Below are 18,585 nucleotides of genomic sequence, written 5' to 3'. Positions count from 1 at the left end.
GCGTATGATTCGAATCAGCCCGCGTCAAGCCATGTCGGGGCGACATTCCCCACCTTTTCGGTGTATGCCCCGCCCGGCGCCCAACGATTGCCGCCGGACGCGCGAGACAGGAATCCGCATGCTGCCAAGGGTCAACTCGGCCGCGATCCGCCGCCTCAACATGGTCCGCGTCTTCCACGCGCTGCGGGAGAACCCGAGCTGCGCGCAGCGCGACCTCAGCCGGCTGACCGGCCTGGACAAGGCGACGACCTCGGCCATCGTGGCGCAGATGATCGAGGACGGGCTGGTCGAGCGGAGCGAGGCGCCGCGCGCCCGCCGCATCGGGCGGCCGGAAACCGCGCTCGGCATCGCCCCGTCGGCCGGGCTGCTGGTGGGCGCCCGGCTGGAGCCGGGAACGATCCGCATCGTCTCCACCACGCTGGCCGGCACGGTGGTGGAGCAGTCGCAGATCGCCGGCAGCACCGACCTCGCCGCGGCGCTGCGCCACCTGCACGAGGGGATCGACGCGGTCGTCGCGGCGAGCCGGCCGGAGGGCGGAGCGGCAGCGCCGCCCTTGCGCGGCATCGGCGTCGGCATTCCGGCGCTGATGGACCGCGAGGGCCGGCTCGTGCTCGCGCCCAACCTGGGCTGGCGCGACACGCCGATCCGCCCGCTGCTGGAGGAGGCGCTGGGCGCGCCGGTCCATGTCGACAACGACACCAAGGCCGCCGCCATGGCCGAGCGGCTGTTCGGCGCCTGCCGGGGGGTGGAGGACTTCGTCTATCTGACCGGCCATTCGGGCGTCGGCGGCGGGCTGTTCCTCGGCGGACGGCTGTACCGCGGCGCGCAGGGCTTCGCCGGGGAGATCGGGCATCTGACCGTCGTGCCGGGCGGGCGCCCCTGCGGGTGTGGCAAGCGGGGGTGCCTGGAAACCTACGTCTCCGAAACTTCGATCCTCGCCCAGGCCGGCGAGCGGGGGCGCGCTCTGCCCGACCTCTGGGCCGCCGCCGCCGCGGCGCGCAACGGCGATCCGGTCGTGCGGACATTGCTGGAAGAGGCGGGTTCACACCTCGGTTTCGCGCTGTCGCATCTGGTCAATCTGGCGAATCCGGGCCTGGTGGTGCTGGGTGGCAACCTGTCGATCGTCGCGGAGTTCATTCTTCCGGCGCTGAACGCCGCCCTCGACGAGCACGCGCTGGAACCGTTGCGCCGCGACCTGCGGCTTGTGGTATCCCCACTCGGCCCGGACGCCGTTCCCATGGGGGGCATCGCGCTGGCAATGGATGGCTTCCTGTCGGTGCCGAGTCCGATCCTGTAAGTGTCTCGTGTGTCGGCACCAAGCAGCGATGCACACCCCGTTGCGGCTGCGCCCATGGACCGCTGGTCCGGGGGCGGTTGACGTTGCCCTCGGCCCTGCTGCAAGCGGCTGCTTCAGCCTCCGATCAGCACGGTTGGAAGCCCGACCATGATCGTACCGCCGTGCAGCGTCGGGTCGGTCATCCGTGCTTGCGGACTGCCGCCGACCAGGACCGTGGCGCTGCCCCCGGCGATGGTGTCCGGTGGGCCGACGCAGACCGCGAGATCGCCCACACGCGCGGCGGGCAGGCCGCCGATCAGGACGTTGACCGCGCCGGGGCCGACGATCGGTCCGCCCACATGCGGAACCGGCACCACCGCCGGGGTTGCCATGGGGCACAGGTGCATGTCGGTGCAGCGCGCGGCGGGCTTGGTCATGGTGAGGCAACCTCCACCGCGACGACGGTGATGTTGTCGGGGGCACCAATCTCCCGCACGATGCCGACCAAGTGCGCAGGAAGACGGTCCACGGGCTGGCTTGCGGCGATCCGGCCGATGTCCGCGTCGGGCAGAACCTTGGTCAATCCGTCGCTGCACAGAAGGAACAGGTCGCCAGGGGCCAATTCGCCCTGGATGACGTCCAGGAACAGGGTGTCCGCCGCGCCGACGGCGCGGGTGACTTCGTTCCCGCGAGGGTGGTGCGCGGCATCGCACGAGGCGAGGTCGCCGGCTTCGACCATGGCTTGGACGACGCTGTGGTCGGTCGTGAGCTGCTCCAGCACTCCGGCCCTCAGCCGATAAAGCCGGCTGTCGCCGGCCCAGACGGCGGCGAAATGCCGCCCGAACACCAGCAGGGCCACCAGGGTGCAGGCCATCGCCGTGGGCGCCTCGTGCAACTCCGCATTGGCCGAACGCAGGATGCGGCCGACGTCGTGGAGGAGGGTTTGCGCCGATGTGGCGGGGGCGAGGGCGCCCAGCTGGCCGATCACCAGCCGGCTCGCCCGATCTCCGGCGTCCAGCCCCCCCAGCCCATCGGCGACGGCCCAGAGACCAAGGTCCGGGCGGTCGAGCATGGCATCCTCGTTCCGCGTTCGGACGGTTCCGGGATCGGTCGCGGCGGCGGAGCGGATGGGAAACAGAACGGCCCCTCCGGTGAGCATGGCGACAAAGGCCTGTGAGTCCGGGAGCCCGGTGTGGACCGTGGGCGGATGATCCGCAATCCACCACCAGGACCGGCCCGCTTCGGCCATGTGTGGCGCCGATGGAAGGTTCGTCAGGGCGGCGGCCAGCTCCTCCGGTTCTCCGCCCCGGTCCAGGACATCGAGCAGCATGGCCTCGGCTTGGTCGAACCAGCCGCTGCCAGCGCCATCGCTCGATACGGCCACCAGGGTCAGAGGGAACGCGCGCCCAGCGTTGTCGATGCTCGGAACGAGGAGACCGCACAGGGCTTGGGGGCCGGCCACGTCCGGACCCAGGGCGAAACGCCAGACGGGAGCGGCCGCGAAGACGCGCCCCCAGCGCTCCTCCGGACCCCCGTCCAGCCAGCACCGGCTGTCCGCGACGACCCGTGACAGCCAACCGTCCCACACCTCCCGAAAGCCCGGCGGCAGGGACCGCGCCACGAAATCTCCACGCGTCGGCAGTTTTCCGAAAAAGCCGCTCAAAGGTTCGGAGGGCATTGGAACTGCTCCATGTCGGGCAGTGAGAAGGGATTGACGATGCTGCTCGCGCGCAGCTCGAACGAAGCCGACATGCCGCCGCCGGCGAAGGTGACGATGGCGCGGTCGGGTCCGCGCGGCTCGAACCGCGCTTCACGGAACAGGCGGAAGACCGACCAGGGGCCGCTGGCGCTGCGGGCCTGAACCTTGTTCGGGGTGTCGGTGGTGCCGCCGGCAACGAAGGTCACGGCGGAAACGTTGGTGCTGATCGGCATCGGCCATTGCACCGTAACGCCCCGGTTGACGCCGGCCTGGAACGTGACGAGCTGCCCTTCCAGATCGATCTCCACCGTCTCGATCCGCGGGTCGATGGTGCGTGGCGTGAGCGTGAACTTGACGTCCGGGCGGGGGCTGCCCGTGGCGAAGAAGGCTTCGCGGATGGTGGCGGCGCGGCGGAACTGCTCCAGCACCGGTTCGGACAGGTCCAGGTCCATGCCGCCGATGCGCTGCCAACGCCAGGGCTGGCGCGTGGTGTCCACGTACGGCTTCAGGTTCGCGTTGAAGAAGCTGTCGATCAGGCCGCTCGGCGCGAACAGACGGGCGAAGTCGTCCACCGCCGCCTCGTTCCGGCTGCTTGGTTGCAGCGGATAGCGTCCCTTGACCGCGCGCTCGCAGAAAGGAACCACGGAGGCTTGCCAGACCGTGTTGATCTGCGTGCGCAAACTGCCCAGCGCCGCGACCGACGTCTGCTGCCCCATGCCGCCGATCCAGCTTCGCAGCGGCTCCGGCAGGGTCGCGGCGGTGGCGGCGAGCTGCTGGCCCAGGCGCACGGCGGCGGCCTTGTCGCCCTCTCCCTGGCCCGGCAGGCCGGCCACGCGGCTCACCTGCTGGTAGAGGCCGTCGAGGGAGGCCAGCACCTGGTCCAGGCCCGCCGGTCCGCCGCTGCGTCCGAAGGCGAGATCGCGCAAGGTCTGGAAGCGGTCGCTGACCGGTTGGCCGGGCTTGCCGCCCGTTTTCAACCCGAACTGTTCCGCCAGCCCGGCGAGCCGTTGCCCGGCCTGCGTCTGGCCCGCGGCCTGCTGGGCGGCATCGACGGGGTTGGCCGCCGGAGGCGCCGTGGCCAGATCCGTCTCGCGCGCCACGGCCTGGACCAGCGTGCGGACGGGAGACATCGGACCGGCCGCGGCGTTCAGAACGGTCGCGGCCTCGTCCACGCTGCGGAACCGCGCCAGCGACAGGTCGGCCAGCAACCCGTCCCAGTTCCGGGCGAACTCGTTGTAATAGAGGGTCAGCACCTCGCCCTGAATCCGCGCGACGCCGTCACGGCCGGCGGCCGCGGTCTGAGGTCCCAGCGTCTGCGGTCCCAGCACCCAGGCGTCCCCGGCGATGCGCTCCGCAACGCCCCCGAGATTGGGCAGGAACGCCTCGTGGAAGCCCTTGTGGGTGAACAGGCCGGGCATTCCCGCGGTCAACGGCTGGTTGGACTGGCGGATGAAGACCTGTGCGCCGGCCGGGCCCGCATGGTCGATGACGCGCCATTCCGGAGGCGCCTTCTCCTCGGCGGCACGGCGGACGATGCGGTAGGCCCGCGCGGATGGAGACTCGCGCAGCAGCGTGGCGCGGACCTGGGCCACCAGCGGCTCGTCCAGAGGAAGAGCCATCGGCGGCTTCGCCAGAAGAGTGTCGAGGTGGGCCGCCAGCCGTGACCGCACGGATTCGCTGTCGGTGCCCCGGTAGGTGGCGGCCCAGTCGAGCGCCATCCACTCCTTGACCAGCGCCGCATCCAGCGTCGGCCCGTCCTTCCGCCCGACCCCGCCGAGCATCAGATACGCCTTCAATCCCTCATAGAGCAGGTCCGGGCGGTCCATGGCGCCGCGCAAACGGTACTCCATCAACAGAAGCAGGTGCGGGTAGAAGAGATGGTCGAGCGCACGGTGATACGCCTCGTCCGCGGCGGGGGACAGCTTGTCGCCCTGGTGCAGGCCGAAGCGCATGGACACGGGGGTCGGCCCCGCCATCCCCTCCGTCCCGACGGTGAGTCCGCGCAACCGGTCGAGTATGTCGAGGATGAGGTCCTGCTCGCCCAGCATCGGTGGATTGCCGTCCGAGTTGCCGAGAAGCGCCCTGGTCTTGTCGAGTTCCGCTTCCACACGCTCGGCCAGGGACGTGTTCCGCTGGTAGCTGAGAGCCGATGCGCCGATGCCGGCCAGCGTCACCAGGGCCGCCGCCGCCCAAGCGCCGCGACGGACCCGGCGGTTCCGCTTCTCCACCCGCGGATCGCGCCCGACGAGGCCGGCTTCGCCGAACACGACCTCGCGCAGCAAGCGCGTCAGGAAGAAACTCCGCCCGCTCGGACCGGCGCCGGCCGGGGCCGGGGCGGTCAGTCCGAACGTGCCGGCCATGGCCGCCATGAGGCGGTCGATGGGCGCGCCGGTCTGCGTCGCGCTGGTGAAATAGACGCCGCGCAGCATCAGCCTGGGCTCGTACCGGGACGGCTGGAAGACGGCGGTCAGGAAGTCCGCGACCGGTTCCTTCAGCGATGCGAACTGCGCCGGGAAACCGAAAACCAAGTTGCGGCGCTCGGCGAGCGATTCGGCGTTCAGGCGCTCCAGCACGCGCGTCTGCAGGCGCTCCGTCAGGGCGTCGAGGTCGGCGGGCAGCCGGTCCAGCGGGCTCGCCTCCTCCAAGGGCAGGGTGACGCCCCACACCTGCTCCCGCTCGTCCTTGCCGAGATCGGCGAAGAACTCGGTGAATCCGACGACGAGGTCGAGCTTGGTGAACAGCACATAGACGGGGAGCCGCACGCCAAGCCGCTCATACAGCTGGTTCAGGCGCTGGCGGACGGCGGCGGCGTGGGCGTTGCGGACCGCGGGGCTCGCGGCGCCGAGTTCCGCCAGGCTGATGGCGACCAGGGCGCCGTTGACGGGCTGGCGGGGGCGGGTGCGTTTCAGCAGGTCGAGAAATCCGAGCCATGCGCCCGCGTCGACCGCCGCGTGGCTGTCCTGGGTGGTGTAGCGGCCGGCGGTGTCCAGCAGGACGGCCTCGTCCGCGAACCACCAGTCGCAGTTGCGGGTGCCCCCGACTCCGCGAACCGACGCCGACCCGTTGTCGGCGGCGAGCGGAAAGCGCAGGCCGGCGTTCAGCAGGGCTGTCGTTTTCCCCGACCCCGGCGGACCGATCAGCACGTACCAGGGAAGGTCGTAGATCGCGCCGGCGCCCTTGCCGTTGCGGCGCAGCCGGTCGAGAGCGTCGTTCAGCCGCTCCTGAAGCGTGGCGATCTCGTCCGCGGTGGCGACGGCCGGCTCGTCCGGGGAGAGCGCGGCGATGCCCTGGACCATCGCCGCCGCGCGCCGCCGCTTGCGCAGGACGGCGAGGGCGAGCGCCGCCGCCCAGGCGAGCAGCGCGACCAGGATGACCGCCAGCCGCACCGCGTCGTCCTCGAACGGGCGCGCGTCGCCAACGCCGATCAGCGGTCCGGCAAACCACAGGAGCGCGCCCAGCAGGGCCACCCCGAGCAGGGAGAAGAACCATCGGGAGCGCAACGCGGAGGCAAGGCGGCCCATCATCCGTGACCCTTTGCAATGCCGCACCCCGCCGTTGGGGAATGGGTGGGGGCGTGGTTCAGCGGTCCGCGGTTCATCGGTTTGCCACGGCAGGCGGGCTTTCAGCCCGAATGAGGATGTCCGTGCGGCGGTTCTCTTCGCGGCCTTCGGCGTCGTTGTTGGACGCGACGGGCTCCAGATCGGCCTTGCCGTCCGCGGACAGGCGGGCGGGGGCTGACATCAGCCTTGCCAGATGGTCGCGCACCGCTTCGGCCCGCGCCTTGGACAGGTGCCAGTTGGACGGAAAACGGACCGTGCGGATCGGAACGTTGTCGGTGTGGCCGACCACCTGGACCAAGCCCGGTTCCCCCTCCAGCGCCTGTCCGATGCGGTCCAGCAGCGCATAGGTCTGCTTTTCGACCGAGGCGCTGCCGGAGCGGAACATGCTGCCCGCGCGCATGCGGATCACCAGCCCGTCCGACGCGTCGTGCAGGCTTACCAGCCCTTGCCGGACCTCGGGTTCCAGGAAGCCGCGGATCTGGGCGAAGGGGGGAGGCGGCGCGGGAGCGGCGATCCTCTGCGATGGCCGCGGAGCGGGATCGGCGGGGCGCTCGGCCGGTGGCGCGGGGACGCTGGCCTGGGAGGCCGCCGTCGGGCGGCTGAGTTGCGGGGGCGAGCGCGGCGGCAGCCGCACCAGCTCAGCCAAGGTCCGGTCGGTGCGGTCGTTGAGCGCGAAGGAAAAGCCGACATGCGCGGCCAGCAGCAGGGCGGCGGCACCCACCCCGATCACCCACAGGGGCACGCCCGTGGAGGTCGTGCGGTGGGGCATTGCGACCCCGCGCCAACGGCTGGACAGATCGCGCTCGCCGGTCCCGCGCAGTTCCGCGATGGACCGGTAGACGGTGTCGCGGGTGCGCGCCAGCTCCGACTGGCCGCGCGGCGACAGGCGGTATTGCCCCTCGAACCCGAGGGACAGGCACAGGTACAGCAGTTCCAGAAGGTCGCGGTTGGCCGCCGGTTGGCGCATCAGGGGTTCCAGCAGCCGGTAGAAGCGTTCGCCGCCGGTCACCTCGTTGTGGAAGCTGCTGACCATGCTGGCGGCGGCCCAGGGGCTGCGGTTGCCCCAGGGAGTGTTCAGCACGATGTCGTCGATGGTCGCGCAGAGCGCGTAATGCGCCGTCCGCACCGTCTCCCGCGGGGTTCCCTGAGCCGTCGCACGGCCTTCGAAGTCCCGGAGCGCGGCGACGGTCTGGGCGCGCACCTGCTCGATCGGCACGGACATGCTGGCCGTGCGCAGGCGGGAGACAAGGCCGAGGAGCGGAGCCGCGGCGGCGGCCAACGGGTTGACGCCGGTGTGGGGCAGCGCGATGGCCTCGCCGCCCGGCGAAGCGACCGGAGCGCGCCCCTGTTCGGCAGCGGCGTGCAGCCGCCCCCGGAAGCCGCCCTGGGAGCCGCCGGATGGGCCGCCGGACGCGCCGGGCGGGGCCGCGCCCGGTTGTGGGCCGGTCGGCGGGGACAGGGTGGGGTCCGACGGCGGTGGAGGAGCGGCCGTGGGGGACCCGGCACGGCGCGGCGATGCCCCGCCGGTGTTGAGGCCGGTGTTGAGGTTGACGGGATTGAAGATCGTCTTGTCGGCGTCCTCGATGCCGAAGGGATCGTCTTCGTTCATCGCGCATTATCCTCTGATGGCCCACAGCTCCATGACGATCTGCGGGAACTCGCCGGAGAGGTGGATGGCCAGTCCTCCGGACGTGCCGAGCTGCCTCCACATCGCCCCGCCGCGGTCGAGCGCGAAGTAGACCGATCCGGCGTTGAAGGGGATTTGCCGTGGCGCCACGGGCAAGGGGTCCGTGCCGATGCCGGGCAGTGCGCTCATCACCAGATCGCGGATCAGCTCCACCGGGCCGATCTTCACCTGAAGGGGAAAGTTGCGGCGCAACTGCTCGGTCGGCATGTCGGCCCGCACGGCCAGGACGAAGCTCGCCGCGTCGATCAGGCTGCGGTCTGGAATGGCGGCCACGCGGATGCCGTAGCGGCGATCCTGCAGCGGAATGGGGATGGCGGTCTGTTCCAGCACGGCGCTCAGCAGCCGGCGCAGTTCCGCGACCACCGGCTGGAAGCTCATCTGAAGGTCGTCGTGGCGGTATGGCTCGAACTTCGGCGGACGGCGGCCCCGGTCGTTGAAGGTGGCCAGCTCCCCGGCCATCTGCACGAAGAGGCTGTACAGGCCCTCCGGGTGCAGGCGCGCTTGCGCGTCGTGGTGGGCAAGCAACGGGCCGTAGCGGTTGCACAGCTGCAGCATCAGGAAGTCGGCGACCTCCGCCGCGCCCCCCGCGCCGGCCTGCCCCAGCCGGTTGGCCAGCACCTCCGCGCGCTGGCCGATCAGCCCGTGCATCTCGGCCAGGAAGCCGGTCAGTTGCGGGGCCGCGGCGCAGACCAGGCTTGGCGGAATGTAATGCCGGTCGAGCACGATGCCGCGACCGGCCGGCACCTCCACGATGCGCGCGACGCCGATGCAGGCGTAGCCGGAGCGCTCCTCGTTCGCCAACATCAGGCGCAGGCGCAATTGGCCGACCTGGAGCTGGGCGATCGCGTTGGACGCGGCGACGGCGTCCTTCGCCTCGAACGGTGTGGCCGCGTAGCGGGTGATCGCCTCTTCGTGCGGCGGCAGGGCGACGTCGGCGCGCCCGGGGGAGCGCAGGGGCAGGGCGATGTACACGACGGCGTTGCGAACGGACTCCGCCGGCTTGATCGGCGTCGGCAAGGGCGCCTGTTCGGGCAGCTGGAAGGGCGTCCCGTCGGGCAGAACCCCCCGGGCGCGGCGCAGCGCCAGCTTTCCGGTGCCCAGGAGATCGCGGTCGATCTCCAACTCCGTGACGCCCCAGCCATACGCGCATAACGCATTCGTCCGCGCGTCCACCAGCGCTTCGACGTAGCGGTCGAACTGCTGGAAGTGCTGGGCGCGCAGGAACATGCCCTCCGACCAGACGATCTTGTTGTCCCAGACCATGGGCGGCGACCTTTCCGTCTTTCGTCCCCGCGCGTCCGTCGGCCTCAGCGTCGTTCGGACGTTTTGGTGTGCGTCACGTAGGCGCGTCCGAACGCCCGCCCGAAGGAACCGAGAAGATCCTCCTCGAGCCCGGCAAGGACGCGCTTGTAGTGACGTTCGTAATGGTCCCAGCACTGGGCCTTGCGCGCGCCGGGCAGCAGGTGGGTGATTCCGCCGCCGGACTCCGCCGCCTGCGCCACGGCTTCGGGATCGAACTCCTTGACGAGCGCCGTGACCGCCTTCTGCACGGCGGCCATCATGGCCATCTCGTGCGAGCGCAGGTCGTCCAGCGCCTGCCGCATGGCGTCGTCCGGCGGCATGTACCCGCGGCCGGTGGGGCGCACCATGCGGGCCAGGGCCTCGTCCGGATCGGGGACGAACTTCAGGGGGTTGTTGTCCACCGCCTGGATCATCGTGTGATCGACGTTGAAGGTGGCCTTCACCGTGGCCCGGCTGCGCAGAAGCTGGGTGAGGCCCAGCACCCCCGTCCGGTAGACCGTGGCGACGGTGCGGATCGTGGCGGCGCGTTCCGCTGGGCTCAGGGGACCGAGGTCTATGCCCAGCCCGTCCAGAAAAGCCTCCCACAGCGGATCGTCCTTCGCATCCGGCGTTCCGCCCGCCGCGGCCGGCGGAACGGTGCCCGGGACCGGCGGGGCCGGCCGGGGCGGTTCCGCAACGGACGTTGCGGGTGGGTGTGGAGCGGCGGCGTCTTCGTCTTCGTCCCAGTCGGGCGGAATGAAGGACGATGCCGATAGCGCCGCATCGGCGGTGGGGTCCGGCATGCGGAAGCAACTGGTCTCCGGCGGGGCATGGTCGGGTTGGGGCCAGCCGCTCGGCTTCGCCGACGGGGCCGTCCGGCCGAAGGGCCGCGGGTCCTCGAAGGGATCCGGTGCCGGGGGCAAGGCCGGTACTTGTGCCGGGATTGCCGCCGGGGCTGCTGCGGGGATCATGGCAATGCTGACCGCGACGTCGTAAGTGCCGACGCGCAGCAGGTCGCCGTCCTGAAGCACCGCGCTGTTGCGGTTGCCCAGAGGTTTCGAGCCGTTGTTGATGTACACCCCGTTGGTGCTGGTGTCGGTCAGGATCCAGTCGGGTCCGTCGCGTTCGATGATGCAGTGGCATTTCGAAACATGGCGGTCCGGATCGGGAAGCACCCACGAGTTGCCGGGTTTGCGGCCGATGGTGAACGGCAGGCCATCCGGCTGCGCCGACGGACAATCCATGTCGGCCGACTGATGGCTGACGACCTGGAGCGTGACGCGGGACAAGGTCATCGGGTGTCTCCTTCCCCGGCGCCACCCGCTCCGGACCCGCTCAAGGTTTCGGTCAGGCGGCCGTTGCCCCCCGCGGCGATGTCCAGGCCGCTGTCCAGAAAGGCCGCCAGCCGTTGGTTCCCCTGTTCGGGCTGCCGGGTCACCGCCGCCAGGATCACCGCCGCGGCGACGGCCTTGCCCGCCAGCCCGTCCGGGGCCGGGACATCGGGCGCGCCGGCGGGCGCCATGCTGCCGCCGGACCAGAAGGCGCCGACGGCGGCCCAACTGGCCGCGTGCTGAAAGTCGGTCGCCTGGGCGCTGGCGTAGGCAGCGCGGCGGTTGGCGTCGCTGGGCTGGAACACCCACGCGCGGGCGGCCTCCAGGGCTGACAGGACCGGCTCCGGCGCGTCGGGGGGCAGGGTGGCCCTTATGCAGACGCAGGCCCACCAGACCGCCTCCCGCGGCGGCAGGGCGTGGGCCAGAACCCGCACCGCGTCGGCGCGCCGGCCGGCGCCGATCAGCGCCGCAAGATAATCGGTCGGCGATTGGTCCGGGGCAAGCAGAAGCCGGGCCGCGTCATCGAGCGTGCAGAGATCCGCCACGTCACGGGCCTGCCGCTGACGAATCTTCCTCAGGGGTGCGGCGGTCATCCCCATGCCTGCTCCTGCTCGATCTTCTGCCGTGATGATCGTCGAGTAGCAGTATTCCCGAACGAAACCGGCGTTTCTATTGTCAGACGGTGTTAAGCCGCGAATGTGCCAATAACTCGTTAGTGTTGATTACCCCTTAGACGCACTTTGACGAGTCGATTATCGAAGACACAATTGGCGGTCCTTTTTAAGGTTTGTAGACGTATGGCCGATCGGTAAACAAATAGGCGAAATTTCTCAATAATGGCGCGGACGCGGCGGTGCTGCGGATCGAACCCGATCCGGCCGTCCATTTGAATGAACTCTCCTGGGAGGACTCATGGACAGCGTTCACGACAAGCTATCGCGCGTCCGCAAGCCGCGCGTCCACATCAGCTATCAGGTCGAGACGGAAGGGGCGGAGGTCGAACGCGAACTGCCCTTCGTCGTCGGCGTCCTGGGCGATTTCTCCGGAAATCCGGCGCAACCGCCCAAGCCGCTCAGCGAACGGCGCTTTTCCGAGATCGACCGCGACAGCTTCGACAAGGTCATGGCGGCGATGACGCCCGGCGTGAAGATGCGTGTGCCCAACACCTTGCGGGATGACGGAAGCGAGATGGCGGTCGAGCTGAACTTCCGCTCGATAGAGGATTTCGAGCCGGCCCGCATCGTCGAACAGGTGCAGGCGCTGAGGGCGCTTCTGGAGACGCGCAACCGGCTGCGCGACCTGCTGTCCAAGGCCGACCGTTCGGAGAACCTGGAGGAACTGCTCGACCACATCCTGCAGGACAACGCCGAGTTGCGCCGTCTGTCCGGGGAGCTGGGCATTCCCGGCGGTGACCAACAGACAGGCGGAGAAGGAGAGCGGGGATGAGCAACCTGACCCAAGCCGGCGCGGAGCCCGGCGGCGCTCCCGTTCCCACCACCGCCCCGACGATGCCCAGTCTGCTCGACCAGGCGATCCAGGCGACGCGGCAGACCGAACCCGACCGGACCCAGGCGCTTCTGTCCACCCTGACGGAGGAAGCGCTGAAGGGCACCGTCGTTTACGACCGCAACCTGACGGTCACGCTGAACAAGGCCATCGACGCCATCGACGCGACGATCTCGCGGCAGCTCGCCGCCATCATGCACCATCCGGACTTCCTGAAGCTGGAGGGAAGCTGGCGTGGCCTGAACCATCTGGTGAAGAACAGCGAGACGGGCACGTCGCTCAAGATCCGCGTGATGCACATCACCAAGCGCGAGCTGTTCAAGGACCTGGACCGCGCCGTCGAGTTCGACCAGAGCACCACCTTCAAGAAGCTCTACGAGAACGAGTTCGGCATGTCCGGCGGGCAGCCCTACGGCGCGCTGATCGGCGACTATGAGTTCACCAACCATCCGGAGGACATCCAGCTCCTGTCCTCCATGTCCAACGTGGCGGCGGCGTCCTTCGCTCCCTTCGTGACGGCCGCGGGCCCGAAGCTGTTCGGGTTCGAGGATTACCGCGACCTCGCCAAGCCGCGCGACCTCGCCAAGATCTTCGACTCGGTCGAATACGCGAAGTGGAGGGCCTTCCGGGAGTCGGAGGACTCGCGCTTCGTCGTCCTGACCATGCCGCGCGTGCTGGCGCGCCTGCCCTACGGGGCGGAGACCCGGCCCGTGGAGGAGTTCAAGTACGAGGAGGCGCCCGGCGACGCCGCGGGCCAGCCGCAGCCGATGGAGCACGGCAATTACTGCTGGATGAACACGGCCTATGTGATGGGGACCAAGCTGACCGACGCCTTCGCCAAGACGGGCTTCTGCACCACCATCCGCGGGGCGGAGAACGGCGGGCGGGTGGACGGGCTGCCCGTGCACCAGTTCGTGACCGACGAAGGCGACCGGGACATGAAGTGCCCGACCGAGATCGCCATCACCGACCGGCGCGAGGCGGAGCTGTCCAAGCTGGGCTTCCTGCCGCTGTGCCACTACAAGAACACCGAATACGCCGTCTTCTTCGGCGGCCAGACCGCCCAGAAGCCCAAGCAGTACGACCGGCCGGAGGCGACCGCCAACGCCGCCATCTCCGCCCGGCTGCCCTACGTCATGGCGACCTCCCGCTTCGCCCATTACCTGAAGGTCATGGCGCGGGACAAGATCGGGTCCTTCATGGAGGCCACCGACTGCGAGGACTGGCTGAACCGCTGGATCATGAACTACGTCAACGCCAATCCGGATTCGAGCGCCGAGATGCGGGCCAAATACCCGTTGCGCGACGCGCGGGTGGAGGTGAAGGAGATTCCCGGAAAGCCCGGCTCCTACAACGCGGTGGCGTGGTTGCGGCCGTGGCTGCAGATGGAAGAGCTGAACGCCTCCATGCGTCTGGTCGCCCGCGTGCCCAAGCGGTCGTAAGGGATGGACGATGCGTGCGGCGGCCTGGAGGTCGCACCGACTCCCATCGCACCGCCCCGCGACCGGGATCGCCTCCGCGCCGAGGTGGACCGGCTGATCGCGGCCATCGACGAGGCGTTGACGGACCAAGTCAACGCCATTCTGCACCACCCGCGCTTTCAAAGACTGGAAGCCGGGTGGCGCAGTCTGCATCTGCTGGTGCAGGCCGCGGCCGGGGTGGAGGGTGCCAAGATCCGCGTCCTTCCCGTCTCCTGGGCGGAGGTCTGCCGCGATCTGGAGCGCGCGGCCGACTTCGACCAGAGCGTGCTGTTCGCCCGCATCTACTCCGACGAGTTCGGCATGCCGGGCGGCGAGCCCTACGGCCTGCTGATCGGCGATTACGAGGTGCAGAATCGGTTCGGTCCCGGCCACGCCAGCGACGACGTGGCGGCGCTGGGCGGTCTGTCGGCCATCGCGGCGGCGGCCTTCGCGCCCATGATCCTGGGTTGCGCGCCGGCCACGCTCGGGGTTGAGCGCTTCTCGGACCTGACGCCCAACACGGATCTCTCGTCGGTCTTCCAGGGGGCGGAGCACGCGCGCTTTGCCCGGTTCCAGGCGCAGGAGGACGCGCGCTTCCTCGGCCTCGCCCTGCCGCGCGTGCTGGTGCGGGCGCCCTACGCCGACGATGGCACGCGCTGCGACGGCTTCCGCTTCCGGGAAAACGTGGAGGTCCCGGACGGGCGGGAACTGCTGTGGGGCAACGCGGCCTTCGCCTTCGGCGCGGTCGTGCTGCGCGCCTTCGCCAACCATGGCTGGCTCGCCGACATCCGCGGGGCGCGGCTGGACGAGTTGGCCGGCGGGCTGGTCACCCATCTGCCGCGCGCCGACTTCGCGACGGACCGCCGGGGTGTGGCGGTGCGGGCGCCGCTGGAGATCGGTTTGACGGAACGCCAGGAACGGGCGCTCAGCGAACAGGGGCTGCTGCCGCTGGCGCGGGCGCGCGAGACGCCTTATTGCGTGTTCAACAGCTGCCAATCGGTTCAGCAGTTGGCCGTGCAGCAGCCGGCCGGCCACCTGAACGATGCGGCGGGGGCGAACGCCCGGCTTTCGGCCCTGCTGTCGGCGATGCTCTGCGTCAGCCGCTTCGCCCATTTCATCAAGGTGCTGGCGCGGGACCGTGTCGGCAGCGTTTCCACCCCGGAACAGTGCCAGGCGTGGATCGAGGACTGGCTGCGTGGCTATGTCATGGGGAACGACGACGCCTCGGTGGAGATGAAGGCGCGCTACCCGCTGCGCGACGGGCGCGTGCAGGTCGTCGAACCGCCCGGCCGCCCCGGCCATTTCGAATGCATCATCCACTTGCAGCCGCATTTCCAGTTCGAACAGGCGGTGGCGAGCTTCCGCCTGACCACCCGCGTCGCCGCGCGCGCCGGATCTTAAAAAGGCCGGATCATAAAAGGGATGAATCCCGATGGAGGCGTCATGAGCATCGTCGACCGTGGATTGCTGCCCTCCGTGCTCGACCGGCTTCTGGAACCGGCGCCCAAGCCCGGCCAGCCCGACCCCAAGGCGCGTGGGCAGAGCATCCGCGAGCTGCGCGCCAGCCTCAGCCGCGATCTGGAAGCCCTGCTGAACGCGCGCCGCCGCTGCCTCGGCTGGCCGACGGAGTTCGAGGAGCTGGAGGCCTCGCTGCTGGCCTACGGCCTGCCGGACATGGGCGGCACCGATCTGGCGGTCGCGGAGGCGCAGGAAGCCTTCTGCCGCGCCATGGAGCAGACCATCCGGCTGATGGAGCCGCGCTACGTCTCGGTGCGGGTGGAGCTGCTGTCGAAGACCGACCCGCTGGACCCGACCTTGCGGTTCCGCATCAACGCGCTGGTGTATGCGGAGCCGACGCCGGAGCCGCTGGTGCTCGACTCCGTGTTCGATCCCGCCACGCGGCGCCACAAGATCGGGCGGAACCAGACTGGGAAAGGCGCATGAGCGACGATCTCATCGCCTACTACAATCAGGAACTCGTCCACCTGCGGCGCTCCGCGGCGGAGTTCGCCAAGGCGCATCCCGTCCAGGCCGGCCGGCTGCGCCTGACCGGCGACGCGGTGGAGGACCCGCACGTCGCCCGGCTGATGGAAGCCTTCGCCTACCTCGCCGCACGGGTCCGGCTGAAGCTGGACGACGACTTCCCGCAACTGACCGAGGCGCTGTTGGGGGTGCTGTACCCGCACTATCTGGCGCCGCTGCCCTCGGCCGCCGTGGTGCGCTTCACCAGCGTGCCGGACCTGACCGAGCCCGCGGTACTGCCGGCCGGCAGCGCGCTGAACAGCGAAGCGGTGGAGGGCGAGGTCTGCACCTTCCGAACCTGCTGCCCGGTGACGTTGTGGCCGGTGGCGCTGGAGTCCGCCGTGCTCGCCGGACGGCCGATCGCGGCCCCGGAGAACCCGCGGGCGCGCGGCGCGGTGTCGGTGCTGCGGTTGACCTTCCGCACGCTGATGCCCGAGACGCCGTTTTCGTCGCTGGCGCCCGACCGCCTGCGCCTGTTCCTGCGCGGCGCGCCGGAACGGGTGTTTCCGCTCTACGATCTGATGGCCGGCCATGTGCTCTCCGTCGCGGTGGCGGAGGACGCGTCCGATCCGGCGCCGGTCATCCTGGGGGCGGAGACGGTCCGTCCCGTGGGCTTCGACCCCGACGAGGCCATGCTGCCGGCCGACCCGCGCACGGCCCCCGGCTACCGCCTGCTGACCAAGTACTTCGCCTATCCGGAGAGCTTCCAGTTCTTCGACCTGACCGGCCTGGCCGAGCGGGCGCGGCGGGCGAAGGGCACCACGCTGTCGGTCTTCCTCTATCTGGACAAGGCGCGGCCGGATCTGGAGCGGGCGGTCAGCGTCGAGAACTTCGCGCTCGGCTGCACGCCGGTGATCAACCTGTTCTCCCAGAAGGCGGAGCCGATCCCGCTGACCCACCGGCAGACCGAATACCGCGTCGTGCCCGACGCGCGCCGGCCGCGCGGGACGGAGGTCTACGGCATCGACCGCGTCACCGCCGCCGCCCCGGACGGCCGGCGCACGGAGTTCCTGCCCTTCTACGGAACCCGCCACGCCGGCGCGCCCGAGGGGCGGTTCTGGCATGCGACGCGCCGCGCGGCCGGGCCGGCCAATCCCGGCAGCGAGCTGTACGTGTCGCTGGTGGACCTGGGATTCGACCCCGCGGCACCGGCCGGGCACGTGCTGTCGCTGGACCTGACCTGCCTGAACCGGGATCTGCCGGGCAAGCTGCCCTTCGGCGGCGGAAATCCGCGTCTGACGCCCGTCCAGGGCATGGCCGCGGTGGACAGCATCGACTGCCTGACTCCGCCGTCGCGCACCCTGCGGCCGTCGGAGCTGGGGCAGAACCGCTGGCGGCTGATCTCCCACCTCAGCCTCAACCACCTGTCGCTGACGGGTGAGGGGGCGGCGGAGCATCTGCGCGAGATCCTGGCGCTGTACGACCTGCGCCGAACGCCGGAGACCGCCGCCATCATCGACGGCATCGTGGGGCTCGGCGCCCGGCCCGCCGCGGCGCGGGCGCCGCAGGGGGGCCTGCTGGCGCTGTGCCGGGGCGTGGACGTGGCGCTGGATCTGGACCCGGCGCGCTATTCGGGGACGTCCATGCTGCTGTTCGCGGCGGTGCTGGAACGGTTCCTGGCGCTGCACGCGGCGATCAACAGCTTCACGCGCCTGACCCTGCGCGCGAAGGACCATGGGGGAGTGCTGAAGCAATGGCCGGCGCGCGCGGGCGAGCGGATTCTCCTGTAACCGACGAGCTGGAGGCGGAGCCCTGGCGCTTCGACTTCGTCCAGGCGGTGCGCCTGCTGGAAGCGGCGGCGCGCGCTGCCGGGCGCGACCGGCGGGCGGTGGGCGGCGACCGCCCGTGCATCGAGGACGCGGTGCGCTTCCGCAGCCTCGACACGCTGACCTATCCCGCCGCGGAGGTGCCGCGCGTGGACCGGTACGGGGACGGCGCGGACATGGCCGTGTCGGTGCTGGGCCTGACGGGGCCGCTCGGCGTGCTGCCGCAGCACTACACCGCCTTCGTCCACGAATGCCGGCGTTCGCACAACCCGGCGCTGGCCGACTTCCTGGACATCTTCCACCACCGCATCCTGTCGCTGTTCGCGCGGGCGGCCGGCAAATACCACCTCGGGCTGTCGATGGAGCGCGCCGCCACGGCGGAGGAGCCCGACCCGATCACCGCCGTTCTGCAAGCCCTGGTCGGGGTGCAGGGCATGGCGCCCCCGCTGGCGCCGACGCTGGTGCATTACGCCGGCCACCTGTCGCAACGCCGCGCCTCCGCCGCTGCCCTGGAGGCGATGCTGTCCGGCGACCTCGGGTTGCCTGTGCGCATCGAGCAGTTCCAGGGCGCGTGGCTGACGTTGCCGGAGACGGAGCAGTCCCGCCTGGGCGAAGCCTTCTGCACGCTGGGGGTGGACGCCATGGCCGGTGAGCGCGCCTGGGACGTGCAGAGCCGGTTTCGGGTGGTGATCGGGCCGGTGTCCTATGCGGACTTTGACTCGCTGCTGCCCGGCGGCGCGCGGCTGGACCGCGTGGCGGCGCTGACACGGTTCCAGGTGGGGGAGGCGTTGGATTTCGACGTGCAGCTCATTCTGAAGCGCGAGGAGGTGCCGGAGTGCAGGTTGGCGGAGGTTGGTGCCTTCCAGCCACGCTTGGGGTGGAACATGTGGCTGAAGTGTGGGGATTTTGAAGTGGATGTTGGGGATGTGGTCCTTGATTGTTCTTGAGGGTCGTGAGTATAAAAAATTAATATTTGGGCGTTATTGTTAGAATGTTC

The 18,585-nt window shown here is 70.1% G+C and carries 14 protein-coding genes; 7 read left to right on the top strand and 7 right to left on the bottom strand.

What is annotated here, in order from left to right; genetic code table 11:
- Window positions 1-118: 118 nt before the first annotated feature.
- Window positions 119-1,297, top strand: a complete 1,179-nt coding sequence (locus ABAZ39_RS29110) for an ROK family transcriptional regulator (protein WP_040137701.1) — start codon at window positions 119-121, stop codon at window positions 1,295-1,297.
- 113 nt (window positions 1,298-1,410) lie between these two features.
- Here ABAZ39_RS29110 and ABAZ39_RS29105 read toward each other — a convergent pair whose 3' ends face one another.
- From ABAZ39_RS29105 to ABAZ39_RS29075, 7 genes are all read right to left on the bottom strand, one after another.
- Window positions 1,411-1,713 carry a PAAR domain-containing protein gene (locus tag ABAZ39_RS29105; protein WP_040137700.1) on the bottom strand — a complete coding sequence of 101 codons (303 nt, stop codon included), beginning with the start codon at window positions 1,711-1,713 and terminating at the stop codon, window positions 1,411-1,413.
- Window positions 1,710-2,954, bottom strand: a complete 1,245-nt coding sequence (gene tagF / locus ABAZ39_RS35185; RefSeq protein WP_081863412.1) for a type VI secretion system-associated protein TagF — start codon at window positions 2,952-2,954, stop codon at window positions 1,710-1,712. Before tagF ends, ABAZ39_RS29105 begins: the two co-directional genes overlap by 4 nt.
- Window positions 2,936-6,499 (bottom strand): type VI secretion system membrane subunit TssM, encoded by a 3,564-nt coding sequence (gene tssM, locus ABAZ39_RS29095; protein WP_040137699.1) that lies wholly within the window; start codon window positions 6,497-6,499, stop codon window positions 2,936-2,938. Before tssM ends, tagF begins: the two co-directional genes overlap by 19 nt.
- Window positions 6,500-6,569: 70 nt before the next feature.
- Window positions 6,570-8,144: a type IVB secretion system protein IcmH/DotU gene (icmH, locus tag ABAZ39_RS29090; protein WP_040137698.1), complete on the bottom strand. Its 1,575-nt coding sequence runs from the start codon at window positions 8,142-8,144 to the stop codon at window positions 6,570-6,572.
- 6 nt (window positions 8,145-8,150) lie between these two features.
- Window positions 8,151-9,485, bottom strand: a complete 1,335-nt coding sequence (gene tssK, locus ABAZ39_RS29085) for a type VI secretion system baseplate subunit TssK (protein ID WP_040137697.1) — start codon at window positions 9,483-9,485, stop codon at window positions 8,151-8,153.
- Between the two features lie 44 nt (window positions 9,486-9,529).
- Window positions 9,530-10,798, bottom strand: a complete 1,269-nt coding sequence (tagH, locus tag ABAZ39_RS29080; RefSeq protein ID WP_040137696.1) for a type VI secretion system-associated FHA domain protein TagH — start codon at window positions 10,796-10,798, stop codon at window positions 9,530-9,532.
- Window positions 10,795-11,427: a DUF6931 family protein gene (locus ABAZ39_RS29075; RefSeq protein ID WP_063922747.1), complete on the bottom strand. Its 633-nt coding sequence runs from the start codon at window positions 11,425-11,427 to the stop codon at window positions 10,795-10,797. Before ABAZ39_RS29075 ends, tagH begins: the two co-directional genes overlap by 4 nt.
- Window positions 11,428-11,746: 319 nt before the next feature.
- Here ABAZ39_RS29075 and tssB point away from each other — a divergent pair, with 319 nt between their 5' ends.
- From tssB to tssG, 6 genes are all read left to right on the top strand, one after another.
- Window positions 11,747-12,280 (top strand): type VI secretion system contractile sheath small subunit, encoded by a 534-nt coding sequence (gene tssB / locus ABAZ39_RS29070; RefSeq protein ID WP_040137695.1) that lies wholly within the window; start codon window positions 11,747-11,749, stop codon window positions 12,278-12,280.
- Between the two features lie 62 nt (window positions 12,281-12,342).
- Complete coding sequence (gene tssC / locus ABAZ39_RS29065) at window positions 12,343-13,782, top strand: type VI secretion system contractile sheath large subunit (protein ID WP_051658719.1); 1,440 nt, start codon at window positions 12,343-12,345, stop codon at window positions 13,780-13,782.
- A gap of 3 nt (window positions 13,783-13,785) precedes the next feature.
- Window positions 13,786-15,201, top strand: coding sequence for a type VI secretion system contractile sheath large subunit (gene tssC, locus ABAZ39_RS29060; protein ID WP_040137694.1), 1,416 nt, complete (start codon window positions 13,786-13,788; stop codon window positions 15,199-15,201).
- 42 nt (window positions 15,202-15,243) lie between these two features.
- Entirely contained in the window at window positions 15,244-15,744 is a 501-nt protein-coding gene (gene tssE, locus ABAZ39_RS29055) for a type VI secretion system baseplate subunit TssE (RefSeq protein ID WP_040137693.1), read from the top strand.
- Entirely contained in the window at window positions 15,741-17,552 is a 1,812-nt protein-coding gene (gene tssF, locus ABAZ39_RS29050; RefSeq protein WP_040137692.1) for a type VI secretion system baseplate subunit TssF, read from the top strand. Before tssE ends, tssF begins: the two co-directional genes overlap by 4 nt.
- Window positions 17,516-18,535, top strand: a complete 1,020-nt coding sequence (tssG, locus tag ABAZ39_RS29045; RefSeq protein WP_051658693.1) for a type VI secretion system baseplate subunit TssG — start codon at window positions 17,516-17,518, stop codon at window positions 18,533-18,535. Before tssF ends, tssG begins: the two co-directional genes overlap by 37 nt.
- Window positions 18,536-18,585 lie beyond the last annotated feature (50 nt).

Origin of the sequence: Azospirillum argentinense, assembly GCF_000632475.1 — a bacterium.
In the GTDB taxonomy this organism is placed as follows: Bacteria; Pseudomonadota; Alphaproteobacteria; order Azospirillales; family Azospirillaceae; genus Azospirillum; species Azospirillum baldaniorum.
This window is presented reverse-complemented; position numbering and strand designations above follow the sequence as displayed.